The organism is Streptomyces sp. NPDC026659, from assembly GCF_040638245.1.
Taxonomy (GTDB): domain Bacteria; phylum Actinomycetota; class Actinomycetes; order Streptomycetales; family Streptomycetaceae; genus Streptomyces.
Map to the genome: position 1 here is coordinate 140,758 of NZ_JBEZXY010000009.1, position 15,624 is coordinate 156,381.

Annotated in this window: 18 protein-coding genes; 4 read left to right on the forward strand and 14 right to left on the reverse strand. The window is 71.5% G+C overall.

Annotation, left to right across the window (positions count from 1 at the left end):
* Positions 1 to 7 precede the first annotated feature (7 nt).
* From ctaD to AB0E91_RS23155, 5 genes are all read right to left on the reverse strand, one after another.
* Positions 8 to 1,702, reverse strand: coding sequence for a cytochrome c oxidase subunit I (gene ctaD / locus AB0E91_RS23135; protein WP_361784999.1), 1,695 nt, complete (start codon positions 1,700 to 1,702; stop codon positions 8 to 10).
* 285 nt (positions 1,703 to 1,987) lie between these two features.
* Positions 1,988 to 3,505, reverse strand: a complete 1,518-nt coding sequence (locus AB0E91_RS23140; RefSeq protein ID WP_361785002.1) for an MFS transporter — start codon at positions 3,503 to 3,505, stop codon at positions 1,988 to 1,990.
* A 10-nt stretch (positions 3,506 to 3,515) separates the two neighbouring features.
* Positions 3,516 to 3,806, reverse strand: coding sequence for a hypothetical protein (locus AB0E91_RS23145; RefSeq protein WP_361785005.1), 291 nt, complete (start codon positions 3,804 to 3,806; stop codon positions 3,516 to 3,518).
* Positions 3,807 to 3,889: 83 nt separating this feature from the next.
* Positions 3,890 to 4,099 carry a hypothetical protein gene (locus AB0E91_RS23150; RefSeq protein WP_361785008.1) on the reverse strand — a complete coding sequence of 70 codons (210 nt, stop codon included), beginning with the start codon at positions 4,097 to 4,099 and terminating at the stop codon, positions 3,890 to 3,892.
* Positions 4,100 to 4,204: 105 nt separating this feature from the next.
* Positions 4,205 to 4,936 carry a GAF and ANTAR domain-containing protein gene (locus AB0E91_RS23155; RefSeq protein WP_361785010.1) on the reverse strand — a complete coding sequence of 244 codons (732 nt, stop codon included), beginning with the start codon at positions 4,934 to 4,936 and terminating at the stop codon, positions 4,205 to 4,207.
* 163 nt (positions 4,937 to 5,099) lie between these two features.
* On the opposite strand from AB0E91_RS23155, the gene AB0E91_RS23160 reads away from it, so the two are divergent.
* From AB0E91_RS23160 to AB0E91_RS23170, 3 genes are all read left to right on the forward strand, one after another.
* Entirely contained in the window at positions 5,100 to 5,576 is a 477-nt protein-coding gene (locus AB0E91_RS23160; RefSeq protein WP_361785013.1) for a hypothetical protein, read from the forward strand.
* Between the two features lie 117 nt (positions 5,577 to 5,693).
* Positions 5,694 to 6,098: a DUF6153 family protein gene (locus AB0E91_RS23165; protein ID WP_361785016.1), complete on the forward strand. Its 405-nt coding sequence runs from the start codon at positions 5,694 to 5,696 to the stop codon at positions 6,096 to 6,098.
* 73 nt (positions 6,099 to 6,171) lie between these two features.
* Entirely contained in the window at positions 6,172 to 6,786 is a 615-nt protein-coding gene (locus tag AB0E91_RS23170) for a DUF305 domain-containing protein (protein ID WP_361785019.1), read from the forward strand.
* Between the two features lie 106 nt (positions 6,787 to 6,892).
* On the opposite strand, the gene rocD is transcribed toward AB0E91_RS23170, so the two are convergent.
* The 8 genes from rocD to AB0E91_RS23210 form a co-directional block, all read right to left on the reverse strand.
* Positions 6,893 to 8,119 (reverse strand): ornithine--oxo-acid transaminase, encoded by a 1,227-nt coding sequence (rocD, locus tag AB0E91_RS23175; protein ID WP_361785022.1) that lies wholly within the window; start codon positions 8,117 to 8,119, stop codon positions 6,893 to 6,895.
* Complete coding sequence (gene ddaH / locus AB0E91_RS23180) at positions 8,116 to 8,928, reverse strand: dimethylargininase (RefSeq protein ID WP_361785025.1); 813 nt, start codon at positions 8,926 to 8,928, stop codon at positions 8,116 to 8,118. Before ddaH ends, rocD begins: the two co-directional genes overlap by 4 nt.
* Positions 8,929 to 9,093: 165 nt before the next feature.
* Entirely contained in the window at positions 9,094 to 9,579 is a 486-nt protein-coding gene (locus AB0E91_RS23185; RefSeq protein WP_361785028.1) for an Lrp/AsnC family transcriptional regulator, read from the reverse strand.
* Positions 9,580 to 9,613: 34 nt separating this feature from the next.
* Positions 9,614 to 9,799, reverse strand: a complete 186-nt coding sequence (locus AB0E91_RS23190) for a hypothetical protein (RefSeq protein ID WP_161183248.1) — start codon at positions 9,797 to 9,799, stop codon at positions 9,614 to 9,616.
* A gap of 124 nt (positions 9,800 to 9,923) precedes the next feature.
* The gene (locus AB0E91_RS23195; protein WP_361785031.1) at positions 9,924 to 10,874 is read right to left on the reverse strand and encodes a cytochrome c oxidase assembly protein; all 951 of its coding nucleotides are present in this window, start codon (positions 10,872 to 10,874) and stop codon (positions 9,924 to 9,926) included.
* A gap of 105 nt (positions 10,875 to 10,979) precedes the next feature.
* Positions 10,980 to 12,005: a 6-phosphofructokinase gene (locus AB0E91_RS23200; RefSeq protein ID WP_361785034.1), complete on the reverse strand. Its 1,026-nt coding sequence runs from the start codon at positions 12,003 to 12,005 to the stop codon at positions 10,980 to 10,982.
* Between the two features lie 215 nt (positions 12,006 to 12,220).
* Complete coding sequence (locus tag AB0E91_RS23205) at positions 12,221 to 12,949, reverse strand: glutamine amidotransferase (protein ID WP_161183228.1); 729 nt, start codon at positions 12,947 to 12,949, stop codon at positions 12,221 to 12,223.
* Positions 12,950 to 12,969: 20 nt separating this feature from the next.
* Positions 12,970 to 14,208, reverse strand: coding sequence for a MurT ligase domain-containing protein (locus AB0E91_RS23210; protein WP_361110203.1), 1,239 nt, complete (start codon positions 14,206 to 14,208; stop codon positions 12,970 to 12,972).
* A 150-nt stretch (positions 14,209 to 14,358) separates the two neighbouring features.
* Between AB0E91_RS23210 and def the strand changes: the two genes are divergently transcribed.
* Positions 14,359 to 14,898 (forward strand): peptide deformylase, encoded by a 540-nt coding sequence (def, locus tag AB0E91_RS23215; RefSeq protein ID WP_361785038.1) that lies wholly within the window; start codon positions 14,359 to 14,361, stop codon positions 14,896 to 14,898.
* Between the two features lie 33 nt (positions 14,899 to 14,931).
* On the opposite strand, the gene AB0E91_RS23220 is transcribed toward def, so the two are convergent.
* Positions 14,932 to 15,576: a TetR family transcriptional regulator gene (locus AB0E91_RS23220; RefSeq protein WP_361785041.1), complete on the reverse strand. Its 645-nt coding sequence runs from the start codon at positions 15,574 to 15,576 to the stop codon at positions 14,932 to 14,934.
* Positions 15,577 to 15,624: the final 48 nt, after the last annotated feature.

The window sequence follows — 15,624 nt, forward strand, 5'->3', positions numbered from 1 at the left end:
CGCGCGGTCACGGCCGGATCGCGTGCGCGGCGTGCTCGGCCATCGCGATGTCGGGGTGGTGCAGGTCGAAGGCGGGGGATTCGCTGCGGATGCGGGGCAGCGTCAGGAAGTTGTGGCGTGGGGGCGGGCAGGAGGTCGCCCACTCCAGGGAGCGGCCGTAGCCCCACGGGTCGTCCACGTTGACAAGCTTGCCGTAGTGCGCGGTCTTCCAGACGTTGTAGAAGAACGGCAGCATCGACAGGCCCAGCAGGAACGCGCCGATCGTGGAGACGGTGTTGAGGAGGGTGAAGCCGTCGGCCGCGAGGTAGTCCGCGTAGCGGCGGGGCATGCCTTCCGCGCCCAGCCAGTGCTGGACCAGGAAGGTGCCGTGGAAACCGACGAACAGCGTCCAGAAGGTGATCTTGCCCAGGCGCTCGTCCAGCATCCGGCCGGTGAACTTGGGCCACCAGAAGTGGAAGCCCGCGAACATCGCGAAGACGACGGTGCCGAACACGACGTAGTGGAAGTGGGCGACCACGAAGTACGAGTCGGAGACGTGGAAGTCCATCGGGGGCGACGCCAGGATCACGCCGGTGAGGCCGCCGAAGAGGAACGTGACGAGGAAGCCCGTGGTCCACAGCATCGGTGTCTCGAAGGACACCGAGCCTTTCCACATGGTGCCGATCCAGTTGAAGAATTTCACTCCGGTCGGCACCGCGATCAGGAACGTCATGAAGGAGAAGTAGGGCAGCAACACACCACCGGTGACGTACATGTGGTGCGCCCACACGGTCACCGAGAGGCCCGCGATCGCGATCGTCGCCGCCACCAGACCCATGTAGCCGAAGATCGGCTTGCGCGAGAACACGGGGATGATCTCCGTGACGATGCCGAAGAACGGCAGGGCGATGATGTACACCTCCGGATGGCCGAAGAACCAGAAGAGGTGTTGCCACAGCAGGGGGCCGCCGTTGGCCGCGTCGTAGACGTGGGCGCCGAACTTGCGGTCCGCCTCCAGGGCGAGCAGCGCGGCCGCGAGGACCGGGAAGGCGAGCAGGACGAGAACGCTGGTCAGCATCGCGTTCCAGCAGAAGATCGGCATGCGGAACATGGTCATGCCGGGCGCGCGCATGCAGATGATCGTGGTGATGAAGTTGACCGAGCCGAGGATCGTGCCGAAGCCGGAGAGGGCCAGCCCCATGATCCACAGGTCGCCGCCCAGCCCGGGGGAGCGGATGGCGTTCGAGAGCGGCGAGTACGCGAACCAGCCGAAGTCGGCCGCGCCCTGCGGGGTGAGGAAGCCGCTGACCACGATGAGCGAACCGAAGAGATACAGCCAGTAGGCCAGCATGTTCAGCCGCGGGAACGCCACGTCCGGCGCGCCGATCTGGAGCGGCATGATCCAGTTGGTGAAGCCCGCGAACAGTGGTGTCGCGAACATCAGCAGCATCACCGTGCCGTGCATCGTGAACGCCTGGTTGAACTGCTCGTTGGAGATGATCTGCAGCCCCGGCCGGGCCAGCTCGGCACGCATCAGCAGCGCCAGTACGCCGCCGATGAGGAAGAAGGCGAACGACGTCACGAGATACAGCGTGCCGATCGTCTTGTGGTCGGTGGTCGTCAGCCACTTCACCACGACACTGCCGGGCTCGCTGCGCCGGACCAGCAGCTCGTTCTCGGACGAGTCCTCCGCTGCCGGCTCGGGGCGGTCGATGGTAGTCACGGGTTGCGCTTCTCCTGGTGTTCGCGGTCCGGCCGCCCCATGGCGTAGGTGACCGCAATCCTGGTGGCTCGGGGCGGAGAAGGGCGTTCCCGGGCGGTCGACATGCCGCCGTACGGGTGGTTGCCGCACACGAGTGGAGCAGTGGTCGGAAAAGCGCATCGCGCGGCTCGTGAAGGGGAATGCGCACCGCGCGCGCCCGCGATCGGGAACGTCCACCGCGCACGCCCGCGATCGGGAACGTGTATCGCGCGCGCCGCGATCGGGAAAGCGCACCCCCGGGCGGACTCAGCTCTGCCGGGCGTTCACCGGATCGTTCGCGACCTCCTCGGAATACTCGCGCCGGGCCCGGGACGCGCGCCGGTCCCGCCGCCAGTCGAAGGTCGCGAGCGCCAGGGACGCCGCCATGCCGACGAGGGCGGCGGCCAGGGCCGTGGTGAGCGCGGAGCGGTAGTCGCCGTGGCCGCCGAGCGCGACGTAAAACAAGCCCGGCAGCGCCGCCGTACCCACCGCCGCGCCGAGGCGCTGGCCGGTCTGGAGGGCGCCGCCCGCCGCGCCCGCCATGCGGACGGGCACCTCGCGCAGGGTCATGGTGATGTTCGGGGACACCACGAACCCGCTGCCCACACCGCCCAGGAACAGCAGCGGAGCGGCGAGCCACGGGGCGCTGCCGAGCGGGGCGAGGCGCAGCAGGAGCGCGGTGCCGCCGAGGCCCGCGAGCACCGCCGTAAGGCCGCACACCGTGAGCACGCGGCCGAAGCGCTCCACCAGCCGCCCGGCCAGTACGGCGGCCATCGCGGAGCCGAGCGCGAACGGGGTCACCGCGAGCCCGGACATCAGCGGCGAGAAGCCGAGACCGTGCTGGTAGAAGAGCGCGAACACCAGCCAGACACCGCTGAAGCCGATGAAGTACAGCGTGCCGACACCCGCGCCCACGGCGTAGCCGCGCACGGTGGTGAACAGGCGCGGGTCAAGCAGCGGCTGGGTGTCACGGGCGACGAGCCGCCGCTGCCAGGCCGCGAAGAGGACGAGCAGCGCCGTGCCCGCCGGGAACAGCCACCACAGGCGCCCGATGCCACCGGAGTCCGCCTGGACCATCGGGAACATGACCGCGAGCACGCCGAGACCGAGGAGCAGCACCCCGGGGACGTCCACGTGCCCCCGCCCGCCGCGCCGGGTGCGGGGGAGGAGCCGCCGGCCCAGCAGGACGGCGAGGATGCCGATGGGCACGTTCACGTAGAAGATCCACCGCCAGCCCTGGTCGCCGGAGGCCAGGGCGAGGATCGCGCCGCCGGTCAGGGGCCCTACGGCGGAGGAGATGCCGACCGTCGCGCCGAAGAAGCCGAAGGCCCGGCCGCGCTCGGCGCCCCGGAACATCTGCTGGATGAGCGCGGAGTTCTGCGGCGCCATGAAGCCCGCCGCGAGGCCCTGGGCGAGACGCGCCACCACCAGGAGAGTGATGTCGGGGGCCGCTCCGCAGGCCGCGCTGAAGAGCACGAAGCCGCTGAGCGCCAGCAGGAAGATACGGCGCCGGTCCAGGGCGTCGCCGAGCCGCCCGGCGGTGACGAGGGCGAGCGCGAAGGTGAGGGCGTATCCGGAGACCACCCACTGCACCTGGGCGGGGGAGGCGTGCAGATCCCGCTGGATGGTGGGCAGCGCGACCGCCACGATCGTCACGTCCAGCAGGCTCATGAACCCGGCCACCAGCGTGACCGACAGGGCCCGCCACCTGCGCGGGTCGGGCTCGTAACCGGCCTCCCCGGTCTCCGGCCTCCGCATGTACGGCCCGGTCTCCGGCCTCCTCATACCGGTCTCCTCATATACGGATCGTCACCTGCCTCTTCCACCGGTGGCTCCAGCGCACGACCAGCCCCACCAGACCGGTCAGGGTGATCGCCCAGACGACCACGAACGCGACGGTCAGCAGCGGGGTCCGGAACACCGCGTCCAGGCCCAGCAGGCAGACGGAGACGAAGGCGAGCGCCGACACCCACAGGGCGAGCCGCCGCCCCCGGAGGTGCCGGATCAGGAAGGGCTCCCTGCCCAGGGTCTTGTCCATCTCGGCCAATGCCCGCAATTCCCGCTCGGACAGATAGACGACATCCATGGGAAACACCCTCTCGGGCGGAGGAAATACTCTGTTTCAAGTATCCGGCGGACATCCTGTGAAACGCAGGGGTGCCGGAGGAATCAGTCCTCGCCCCTGACGATGTTCCACTCCGTACCGGTCCGGGGAGCGGAGTCCTTCGGGACGACCGCGGCCACACAGGTGCGCACCCGCCGGCCGCGCAGCCGGCGGGCCCTGGCCCAGCCGGTCTCGACGACGCGGACGGACGCCCCCTCCCTCGTGTCCCCGGTGCTGTCCTCGGTGTCCTTGGTCATGGCGATGTCGCTGGTCACGGCCTTCATCTTCCTTCCGAGTCCCCGCAGGGCTTCCTCGGCCGAGTCACCGGTGCGGCACGGGGCAAACATGGCCCTTGCCGGTCAGGAGCGGCGCGGGACACGTCAGGGAACGCCCTCCCGTGCGCCATGGCCACCGCCCGGCTCCGACCCGAAGCCGAACCTGCGCAGCACGATGTCGTGCGCCAGCTCGCCGACCGTCCGGCCCTCGGCGAACGCGGCCGCCCCGATGCGGTCCAGCGCCTGCTCCGGGGGCAGATCGAGCTGGACCATGACCATGCCGACCGCCTGCCGCACCTCGCCGTGGTCGGCCTCCGAGGCCCGCATCCACGGCGCCACCCCCTCCTCGGCGGACCGTTCGGCCGCCTCGTCGCCGGGCTGGATGTTCGTGACGGCGAAGGTGACGGCGTCCCGGGTCCACAGGGCGATCCGCAGGTCGGACTCGGACAGTCCGCCGGGGCGGTCGCGGTACAGGTCGAGGGTGCCGACGGTGGTGCCGTCGACGCCCAGCGGCAGCGAGAACACGGCCTCTACGCCCAGGCTCACGGCCTCGGCGGCGAACACGGGCCAGCGGCGCGCGTCCGGGCCCCGAGTGAGGTCGCCGGCCAGCACCACCGCCGCGCTGTCCAGCGCGCTCCGGCAGGGGCCGTCGCCCAGGGTGTACTGCGTCTCCGCGAGCCGCGCCGCCGTACGGTCGCTGGCGCACCAGGTGGCCCGTACGCTCGGTCCGCCCGCGAGGGAGACGGAGGCGCCGTCGACGGGCAGCAGCCCCACGCAGGCGCGGCACAGGGACTCGGGCATCTGACCGGGGTCGATCCGGGCCAGGTCAGCAGTCATGAGCCACCACCTCCGACCGTGTCCCGGAAGGCCGGTGCCGTCCGGAACGGGTCCGCGTCCACCCGCCCGGTTCTCCAGGTGAGCCGTGGCGAAACGTGTCCGTGTCCGTGTGCGACGGCGCCCGGTCAGGATTCGGCGGCGCCCGCCTGGGAACCCGGCGGGCATGATCGAGACCATTCTGCGCGGCGGCGTCGCGGGCGCCGCCGGAACGACCGTGCTGAACGCCGTCACCTACGCCGACATGGCGCTGCGGGGCAGGCCCGCCAGCGAGGCCCCGTCCGAGGTCGTGGACAAGGTCGCCCACGACGTAGGACACCCCGTCCCCGGTGCGGGCGAGACCCTGGAGAACCGGCTGACCGGCATCGCCGCGCTCACCGGCATCGGCGTCGGCTGCGCCACCGGTGTGGTCGTCTCCCTGCTGCGCGGCGCCGGAATCCGGATGCCCTGGTGGCTCGGCGGCATCGTCACCGGCGCCCTCGCCATGGCCGGCGCCGACGTGCCGATGGCCCGGCTCGGCGTGAGCGACCCGAGGACCTGGTCCGCCGTGGACTGGACCTCGGACGTGGTCCCGCACCTGGTCTACGGCACCGTCACCTACGGCATCCTGACGGCGTCGGAGTGCCACCGCTGCCACGGGTAGTCACCGGATCACACCCCCGGGCACACCCCTGGAGTCGTCGCACACGGTTGCCGCGGACTGTCCTGACCGGCGGGTCCGGGTGCGGGCCCGAAGCGGCGCCGTCGTACGATGCGACCGATGTCCGGTACCCGTCAGCGCACCCCAGGCCCGCCCCCGTGGCGTCTGCTCGTGCTGCTGGTGCTGGGCGGGCTGCTGGCCATGCACGGCCTGGCACCCGGCTGTGGACCCGGGACCGTGCAGCGGGCGAGCGCCCCGCACACGGCAGCCGTGCTCAGCGCCCCGGGCGACTGCGGCGCGGACCACGACCACGACCACGGCCACGACGGAAGCGGGCACGCGCACCACGCCGACGCCACCTGCGCGTCGGGCGCCGTACCCGGTGGACCCGAACTGGCGCTCCCCGCCTCCCCGGACGTCATCGCCCCCGTGACCGGCGCCCTCTCACCCGCCCGAGCCGCGTCGGCGCCGGACGGCGCCCGCGCCCCGCCCTCCCTGGCGGAACTCCAACTCCTGCGGATCTAGAGGCACCCGCGCGGCCGTACCCGGTCGCGTTCAGCGGTGTGCCCTCAACCTCTCGGACCACAGGAGTTCCAGCATGACCACCCGTCACACCTTCCGCACGGCCGCGCTCGGTGCGGCCACCCTCTCCGCCGCGCTCCTCCTCGGCGCCTGCGGCGGCGCCCCCACCGACACCGGCGCCCACTCCGCGCACGGCGCCACCGCCCCCGCGGCGGCGCACAACACCCAGGACGTCGCCTTCGCGCAGGGCATGATCCCGCACCACCAGCAGGCCCTGGAGATGGCCCGGCTCGCCACCGGCCGGACCGATTCCGCGCAGGTCAAGGACCTCGCCGCGCGCATCGAGAAGGCGCAGGACCCGGAGATCCGCACCATGAGCGGCTGGCTGAAGTCCTGGGGCGAGCAGGAGCCCATGGCGGGCATGGACCACTCGGCCCACACCGGCATGAGCGGCATGACCGGCATGATGAGCGGCGACGACATGGCGGACCTGGAGAAGAAGAAGGGCACGGCCTTCGACTCCGCGTTCCTCTCCCTGATGATCCGCCACCACCAGGGCGCCGTGGAGATGGCCACCACGGAGAAGGACAAGGGCCGCTACGCCCCCGCCACGAAGCTGGCCGACGCCGTCATCGACGGCCAGAGCGCCGAGATCGCGGAGATGAAGAAGCTCCTCGACAGCGGCGAGTGACCCGCCCGAGCGGCAGGTGACCCGCTCGAACGGCGAGTGAGCCGTACAGGAACGAGCGGGCCGGGCGCGATCGCACGCCCGGCCCGCTCACGCCACTCGAAACCCCTCAGCCCGCCTGCCCCAGCACCTTCGCCAGGGTGTCCAGCGCCCCGCGCAGCTCCTCCGCCGTGATGGTCAGCGGCGGCGCCAGCCGGATCGTCGAGCCGTGGGTGTCCTTGACGAGGATGCCCTCGCGCATCAGCCGCTCGCTGATCTCGCGCCCGGTGCCGAGCGCCGGGTCCACGTCCACACCCGCCCAGAGGCCGCGCGCCCGGAACCCGGTCACGCCGTGGCCGAGCAGCGCGGTGAGCCCCTCGTGCAGTACGAGGCCCAGCTCGGCGGCCCGGCTCTGGAACTCGCCGGTCTCGAGGAGTTCGACCACCGCCGTGCCGACGGCCGCCGCCAGCGGGTTGCCGCCGAAGGTGGAGCCGTGCTCGCCCGGGTGCAGCACCTCCATGACCTCGCGCCGGGCGACGACCGCCGACACCGGCACGATCCCGCCGCCGAGCGCCTTGCCGAGCAGCAGCACGTCCGGCACCACGTTCTCGTGCTCGACGGCGAGGGTGCGCCCGGTGCGGCCGAGCCCGGACTGGATCTCGTCCGCGACGAACAGGCACCCCTTGCGCCGGGTGAGCTCGCGCACCCCGGTGAGGTAGCCCTCGTCCGGGATGATGACCCCGGCCTCGCCCTGGATGGGCTCGATCAGCACCGCGGCCGTGTTGTCGTCGACCGCCTCCTCCAGCGCCGCGAGGTCGTTGTACGGCACGACCCTGAAGCCGGGCGTGAAGGGGCCGAAGCCCGCACGCGCCGTCTCGTCCGTGGAGAAGCTGACGATGGTCGTCGTACGCCCGTGGAAGTTGTCCGCGGCGACCACAATGTTGGCCTGGCCGTCGGGGACGCCCTTCACGTCGTACGCCCACTTGCGGGCCAGCTTGATGCCGCTCTCCACCGCCTCCGCGCCGGTGTTCATCGGCAGCACCATGTCGAGGCCGGTGAGGGCCGCCAGGCGCTCCGCGAACTCGGCGAGCCGGTCGTTGTGGAAGGCGCGGGAGGTCAGGGTGAGGCGGTCCAGCTGGTCGTGGGCGGCCTGGATCAGCGCGGGGTGGCGGTGGCCGAAGTTGAGGGCCGAGTAGCCCGCCAGCATGTCGAGGTAGCGGTGGCCCTCGACGTCCTCCACCCAGGCGCCCTCGGCCCGCGCCACGACGACGGGCAGCGGGTGGTAGTTGTGCGCGAGGACCGGCTCCTCCGCCCGGATGAGGTCGTCGGACGTGCGCGGGTGCGCGGGTGCGGTCATGAGCGGATCTCCTGGGTGCAGCACTTGATGCCGCCGCCCGCCTTGTGCAGCTCGGACAGGTCGACGGGAACGGGGGTGTATCCATGGTCGTCCAGACGCGCGGCGAGTGCCTCGGCCTGGGGGGCGATGAAGACGTGACGGCCGTCGGACACCGAGTTCAGACCGAAGGCCAGCGCGTCGTCCCGGGTGGCGAGCACGGCGTCCGGGTACAGCCGCCGCAGCACCTCCTGGCTGCCCGTGGAGAAGGCTTCCGGGTAGTAGACGACGTTGTCGTCGTCCAGCACGAACAGGGCCGTGTCCAGGTGGTAGAAGTACGGGTCCACCAGGGTCAGGGCGATCACCGGGTGCCCGAAGAACTCCTGGGCCTCGCGATGGGCCTCGCGGGAGGTGCGGAAGCCGGTGCCGGCCAGCACGTACCGGCCGGTCCACACCAGGTCGCCCTCGCCCTCGGTCACCGACAGCGGGCGGTAGACGTCGTAGCCCGCCGTCTTGAACCAGGCGTCGTAGTGCTCGGACTCCGGACGCCGCTCCGGGGCGTGGAACAGCGAACCGAAGACGCGGCCGCCGACCACGATCGCCGAGTTGGCGGCGAACACCATGTCGGGCAGCCCGGGGACCGGGTCGATCTCCTCCACGGTGTGTCCGTGGTCGCGGTAGACGCTGATCAGCGTGCGCCACTGGGTCCGCGCCAGCTCCACGTCCACGGGGGCGTCGGGACGCATCCAGGGGTTGATGGCGTACCGCACTTCGAAGTGTCTGGGTTCGCAGACCAGGAAGCGCCGGGGGCGCCGCACACGGGTTTCGGCCACAGAGGGTTTCCTCCGCTTTCCGGTGTGTCACTCGGGGATGTCACCACGGTAAGAACACCCGGCGACGGCGGACAAGAAACAAAAGCTGCGTGTCCGCGCAGTATCGCTGCGTCTCCACCAGGGAGAACGCACGACACCTGCGTCCGTTCGAGGTTTGCCGGACGATCACTCCGGTGCGGCCTGGGTGGCGCCCGCTTCCGGACTGTCCGGGAGAAGGTGGGACAGGACCATCACGCTGATCGTCTTCCGGATGAAGGGCTCGGCGCGAATGCGCTCAAGGACGTCCTCGAAGTGCTCCACGTCCCGCGCCCGCACATGCAGCAGCGCGTCCGCGCCGCCGGTCACCGTCATGGCCGCCGCGATCTCCGGATGCCCCCGCACGACCTCGGCGAGGCGCCGGGGCGGGGCGGCGCCCTCGCAGTAGACCTCCACGTACGCCTCGGTGCGCCAGCCCAGCGCCGAGGGCTGCACGGTGGCCGTGAACCCGGTGATCACACCGCTCTCCCGGAGCCGGTCCACCCGCCGCTTCACCGCCGTCGCCGAAAGCCCCACCACCGCACCGATCTCGGCGAAACTGCTCCGCGCGTTCGCCATCAGCGCGGTGATGATCTTCCGGTCGAGGTCGTCGAAGGACGCGGCCCTGCTGTTCATGCGGGAACTGTAATCAGCCTGGCCAGGGGGCGCCCTACGACTTGGTGAGGACCAGAGCCAGCGTCAGCAGGACCAGGACGATCCAGCCGAACCACAGCCAGCCGTTGCCGCCCAGCACGACCGTGTACGCGGTGACGACGACGAGACCGCCGACCGTCAGGGCGCCCATCACTCTCGTGGAGCCGTTGGGCCGGGTGGAACCGTTCGTGGAACCGGGCATCGCGGCACCCTCCTCGTGGTCGGTCCACTCCCATGGTGCCCCGCGTCGGCCGGTCGGGGGTACGGATCGGGGCCGGTCGCGTTTTCCGCCACCGGCCCCGTACGACTCGTCTCTCCCCCCCGCGTCAGCCCTGGCGCCCGCTCAGCGAGGCCAGATAGGCGTTGTACGCCTCCAGCTCCTTGTCACCGTCCCGGTCCGCCGCGCGGTCCTTGCGGCGGGCCTGCCGCTGCTCGGAGCCGTACCACTGGAACAGCAGGGCGATCAGCACCAGCACCGAGGGGACCTCGCTGAAGCCCCAGGCGATGCCGCCCGCCGCGCCCTGGTCGCTCAGCGCGTCGATGCCGAGGGAGGCCGCCGGGTGCTGGAAGGTCTTCACCATCGGCTCGGACGCCATCATCAACGCGATGCCGAAGAACGCGTGGAACGGCATCCCCGCGAACAGCTCCAGCATCCGCATCAGATAGCCGGGGCGGTGCGGACCCGGGTCCACGCCGATGATCGGCCAGAAGAACACCACACCCACCATGAGGAAGTGGATCATCATCGCGATGTGCCCGAGCTGCGAGCCCATCAGGAAGTCGAACAGCGGGGTGAAGTAGAGCGCGTACAGGCTCGCGATGAACATCGGGATCGTGAACGCCGGGTGCGTGATCACCCGCATGTACCGGCTGTGCAGCAGCGCGAGGAGCAGTTCGCGCGGGCCCTTGCGGCCCTTTCCGGCCGTCGGCAGCGCGCGCAGCGCCAGCGTCATCGGGGCGCCGAGGAGGAGCAGGATCGGTGACAGCATGCTGATCACCATGTGCTGCACCATGTGCACGCTGAACATGACCATGCCGTAGTCGTTCAGCCTGGTGCACATCACCAGGGCGATCGTCAGCACGCCCACCGCGAACGACACCGTCCGCGCCGTCGACCACTGGTCCCCGCGCCGCCGCAGCCGCACCACGCCCCAGCCGTACAGCCCGAGCCCGGCCAGACAGGCGATCAGGAAGAACGGGTCCGCCGACCACTCCAGCCCCCGTCCCAGCGTGAACGGCGGCAGATCCGGCATCATGCCGTGCCCGCTGTGGTCCATCCGGCGGCTCCTGGTTCGTGGGGGTTGTGCGGATTCTGTCCGCACTCAGGGTACGGGCGCCCCCGTGACCGCCCGTGAGCGGGGTCGCCCGCACCCTGAGGCCCCTCAGACCACGCACTCCGCCTCGGCGTACCGCTCCGCCGGGACCGTCTTCAGGCTGCTCACCGCCTCCGCGAGCGGCACCGTCACGATCTCGGTGCCGCGCAGCGCGGTCATCATCCCGAACTCCCCGCGGTGCACCGCCTCCACCGCGTGCCAGCCGAACCGGGTCGCCAGCACCCGGTCGTACGCCGTCGGGGTGCCCCCGCGCTGGACGTGCCCGAGGATCACCGGGCGGGCCTCCTTGCCGAGCCGCCGCTCCAGCTCCACCGCGAGCTGCCGGGCGACCCCGGCGAAGCGCCGGTGGCCGTACACGTCCGTGCCGCCCTCGTCGAACTCCATGGAGCCCGCGCGCGGCTCGGCGCCCTCGGCCGCGACCACGATGGCGGACCGCTTGCCCGCCGCGAACCGCGCGCCGACCCGCTGCGCCAACTCCTCGACGTCGAAGGGACGTTCCGGGACGAGGACGGCGTGGGCGCCCGCCGCCATGCCCGAGTGCAGCGCTATCCAGCCGGTGTGGCGCCCCATGACCTCCACGATGAGCACCCGCTGATGGGACTCGGCGGTCGTCTTCAGCCGGTCGAGCGCGTCGGTGGCGACGCCGACCGCCGTGTCGAAGCCGAAGGTGACGTCCGTCGCGGCGATGTCGTTGTCGATGGTCTTCGGCACGCCCACGATGGGCAGACCGCTGTCGGAGAGCAGCCGGGCCGCCTTGAGCGTGCCCTCGCCGCCGATCGGGATGATCGCGTCCAGGCCCAGCTCCTCGACATGGCCCCGCACCCGCTCCACCCCGCCGCGCAGCCGCTCCGGGCGCACCCGGGAGGAGCCGAGGATGGTGCCGCCCAGCGCCAGGATGCCGCTCACGGCGTCGAGGTCGAGCTTCGTGTAGTCGCACTCCAGGAGGCCCTTCCAGCCGTCCCGGAAGCCGAGCACCTCGTCGCCGTGGTCGACGAGGGCGCGGTGTACGACGGACCGGATGACGGCGTTCAGACCGGGGCAGTCGCCACCGGAGGTGAGGACACCAATGCGCATAGCCCGAGATACCTTCTCGACGAGTACCGGGAGGCCGGACCGCGTTGTCCGGCGGCTTTCCCGGTCAGGGTACGGCGCGACCGGCCACCGTCCCACCGGGCGTCCGCCTGATGGACGCGCCCGCACAGGTGAGCGGACACACAGTCAGGCGGGCCCGTGACACCGTCACAGGCCCGCCTGGAATGTACTGCTTTGACCTTTTTGGGGGTTCGCCCTTACGCGGGCTGCTTCGCCGCCGCGATCCGCTCCTCGCGCAGCGCCTCGTACCACCGGTCGTCGATGGGCGGCAGCGCGTTCACGTCCAGCGCCAGCTTCAGCAGCAGGTCCGCGATCTGCGGGTTACGGGCCAGCACGGGGCCGTGCATGTACGTACCGAACACGGTCCCGTTGTACGCGCCCTCCGTGCCGTCCCCGGTGCCGTTGCCCCGGCCCAGGCGGACCTGGGCGAAGGCGCGGGCGGTCGGGCCCAGATGGGTGACGCCCTGATGGTTCTCGAAGCCGGTCAGCGGGGGCAGACCGAGCTGCGGGTCGATGTCGCCGAGCACGTCGCCGACGCACCGCTCGCCCTCGCCGCGCACCGAGACCACGTCGAGCAGGCCGAGGCCCGGCTCGCGCTGGCCCAGGTCGTTGATGAACTCGTGGCCCAGGATCTGGTAGCCCGCGCAGACGGAGAACACGATCGCGCCGTTCTCCACCGCCCGCTGGAGGTGACCGTCGCGGCGCAGCCGCTCGGCCGCCAGGCGCTGGGGCCGGTCCTCGCCGCCGCCGATCAGGTAGATGTCGCCGGAGGTCGGGATCGGCTGGTCGCTGCGCACGTCCAGCCGGGCCACGTCCAGGCCGCGCTGCCGCGCCCGGCGCTCCACGACGAGGGCGTTGCCCTGGTCGCCGTAGGTGCTCAGCAGGTCGGGATAGATCCACACCAGCCGCAGTTGGTTGTCGCTCATGAGGTGATCGCCCTTCCTGATCAGTTGCCGACCCGGCGGCGCAGGTCCTGGAACGCGGTGTAGTTCGCGATGACCTCGATACGGCCCGGCGGCGCGAGCTGCACGGCCTGGTCGAGGTTCTCGCACACCTGGAAGTCCTGGTTCGCGACCTCCAGGCGGACGGCGAGGTCCAGCTTGCGGTCACCAATCACGAAGATCGGGTGGCCGGTCAGCCGGGTGTAGTCCACGTCCCACAGCCACGAGGTGTCGGTGCCGTCCGCGCCGCGCGCGTTCACGGACAGGATCACCGGGGTCGGCGGCGGGTCGATCAGGGAGAAGGTCTCCAGCCAGCCGGCCGGGTTCTTCGCCAGCAGCAGCCGCAGGTCGCGGTTCTGGAACTGGACCACGTCGTAGCGTCCGGCGACCGCCTGCACCTGGTACATCCGCTCCAGGGCCACCTGCGGGGGCACCCCGAAGACGGCGGCGACGGCCGCGGAGCTGGCCGCGTTCGCCTTGTTGGCGCGGCCCGGCAGCTGGAGGTGGATCGGCCAGGCCGAGCCGTGCGGGTCGAGCACGTGGTCGCCGGAGAGCGCCCAGCTCGGGGTCGGACGGCGGAAGCCGCACTCGCCGCAGAACCAGTCGTCGCCCGGGCGCTGCATGACGCCACCGCACGACGGGCAGGACCAGGCGTCGTCCTTCCACATCTGTCCGGCCGCGACCCAGACCACGTTGGGGGAGGACGAGGCCGCCCACACCACCAGCGGATCGTCGCAGTTGGCGACGATCACGGCCTTGGAGTCCGACAGACCCTCGCGCCAGTTCTCGGCGAGCATCCGGGTCTCTGCCGCGCGGTCCAGCTGGTCGCGCGAGAGGTTCAGCAGCGCGATGCACTTGGGACTGGTGTCCCGCGCCACACCGGCCAGGTACTTCTCGTCCACCTCTATGACGCCGAACTTGGAGTCCGAGCCGCCCGCGAGGGCGGAGGTGATACCGGCCGGCATGTTGGCGCCGAGCGCGTTGGACACGACCGGTCCGGCGGCGCGCAGCGCCTCGGCGATGAGCCGGGTCGTGGTGGTCTTGCCGTTGGTCGCCGACACCAGGACGACGTCCAGGTGCGTGGCGAGCCGGGCCAGCAGGTCGGGGTCGAGCCGCAGGGCGACCTTCCCGCCGATCACCGACCCGCTGCCGCGTCCGGCGGCGCGTGATGCCGCCGCGACCGCTTTGCCCGCGGTCACGGCCAGCTTGGCCCGCGGCGAGAGCGGGTCCGAGTTGCCTGCCATCAGTCCTCGATCCTCCTTGCGTACGCGCCGCGCCTCAGGCCATCCGGCAACGTGGTGGGGACCTCAGCCTATCGAGAACCGTTCGCACACCCGAATCCCGGCCCACATCGCGCGGTGGTCATGGGCCGAACGAACCGTACCCTTACCGCCATGCGACAACGTTCCATCCCGGGCGCCCGAGGGCGCGTCAGGCCCCTTTCCCTCCTCGGCGACCCCGTGCTGCACGCCCCCTGCGCGGAGGTCACCGACTTCGGCCCGGAACTCGCACAGCTCGTCGCGGACTTGTTCGCGACCATGTACGCGGCCGAGGGAGTCGGCCTCGCCGCCAACCAGATCGGCGTCCCTTTGCGGGTGTTCGTGTACGACTGTCCCGACGACGAGGAGGTCCGCCACCTCGGCCACGTGGTGAACCCGCGCCTGGTGACGGCGGACGGCATCGAGCTGCGCGGACCCGAGGGCTGCCTCTCCCTGCCCGGTCTGGAGGCGGGCACGGAACGGTACGACCACGCGGTGGTCGAGGGCTTCACGGTGGACGGCGAACCGGTGACCGTGCACGGCACGGGCTTCTTCGCCCGCTGCCTCCAGCACGAGTGCGACCACCTGGACGGCACGGTCTACGCGGACCGGGTCACCGGTTGGCGCAAGTGGCGGCTCGACCGGCAGGTGAAGCGGGCCGACTGGAGCCGCTGAGGGCCTGCGGGTTCGTCGGGAGCCCGGGTCGGCTCAGAAGCCCGGGCCGCCGACCCGGTCCCCGGCGGCCGCGAGGCGGCCCCACAGCAAGTCGGCCAGCGAACGCACCAGTTCGGCACGGGAGCAGGGCCGCTCGCCCAGCCACCAGTCGCCGGCCGCGTGCATCATGCCGACGATTCCGTGCCCCCACACCCGGGCCAGCTGCTCGCTGCCCGGACCGAGGTCCACCCGCTCCTCGATGACCTGGGCCAGCTCCTCGCCCATCCGCCGCAGCAGCGGCACGCTGTGCTTGCCCACGTCGAAGCCCGGGTCGCCGGACGGGCTGCCCTCGGCGGGGTGCATCAGGAAGCGGTAGACCTGCGGCCGGGCCTCGATGGCGGCGAGGTAGGTGTCGAGGGTGTTCTCCACCCGCTCGCGCCGGTCCGAGGGCGCGTCCAGGGCCGCCCGCAGCGAGGCGAGCAGGGCGTCGGTGTGCCGTTTGGCGAGCGCGGCGTAGAGGCCGCCCTTGTCGCCGAAGTGGCGGTAGAGGATCGGCTTGGTGATGCCCGCCTCCGCGGCGATGGCGTTCATCGACGCCTGCGGGCCGTCGCGCAGCACCACCCGGTCGGCGGCCTCCAGCAACTCGCGCCGTCGGCGGTCGGCGGACCGCTGCTGGTCGGTCCGCTGCGTGGTGTCCATGTGCTCTCCCCACCTGTGCTGATTCGGTGACGCCTGCGCAAAGTAACA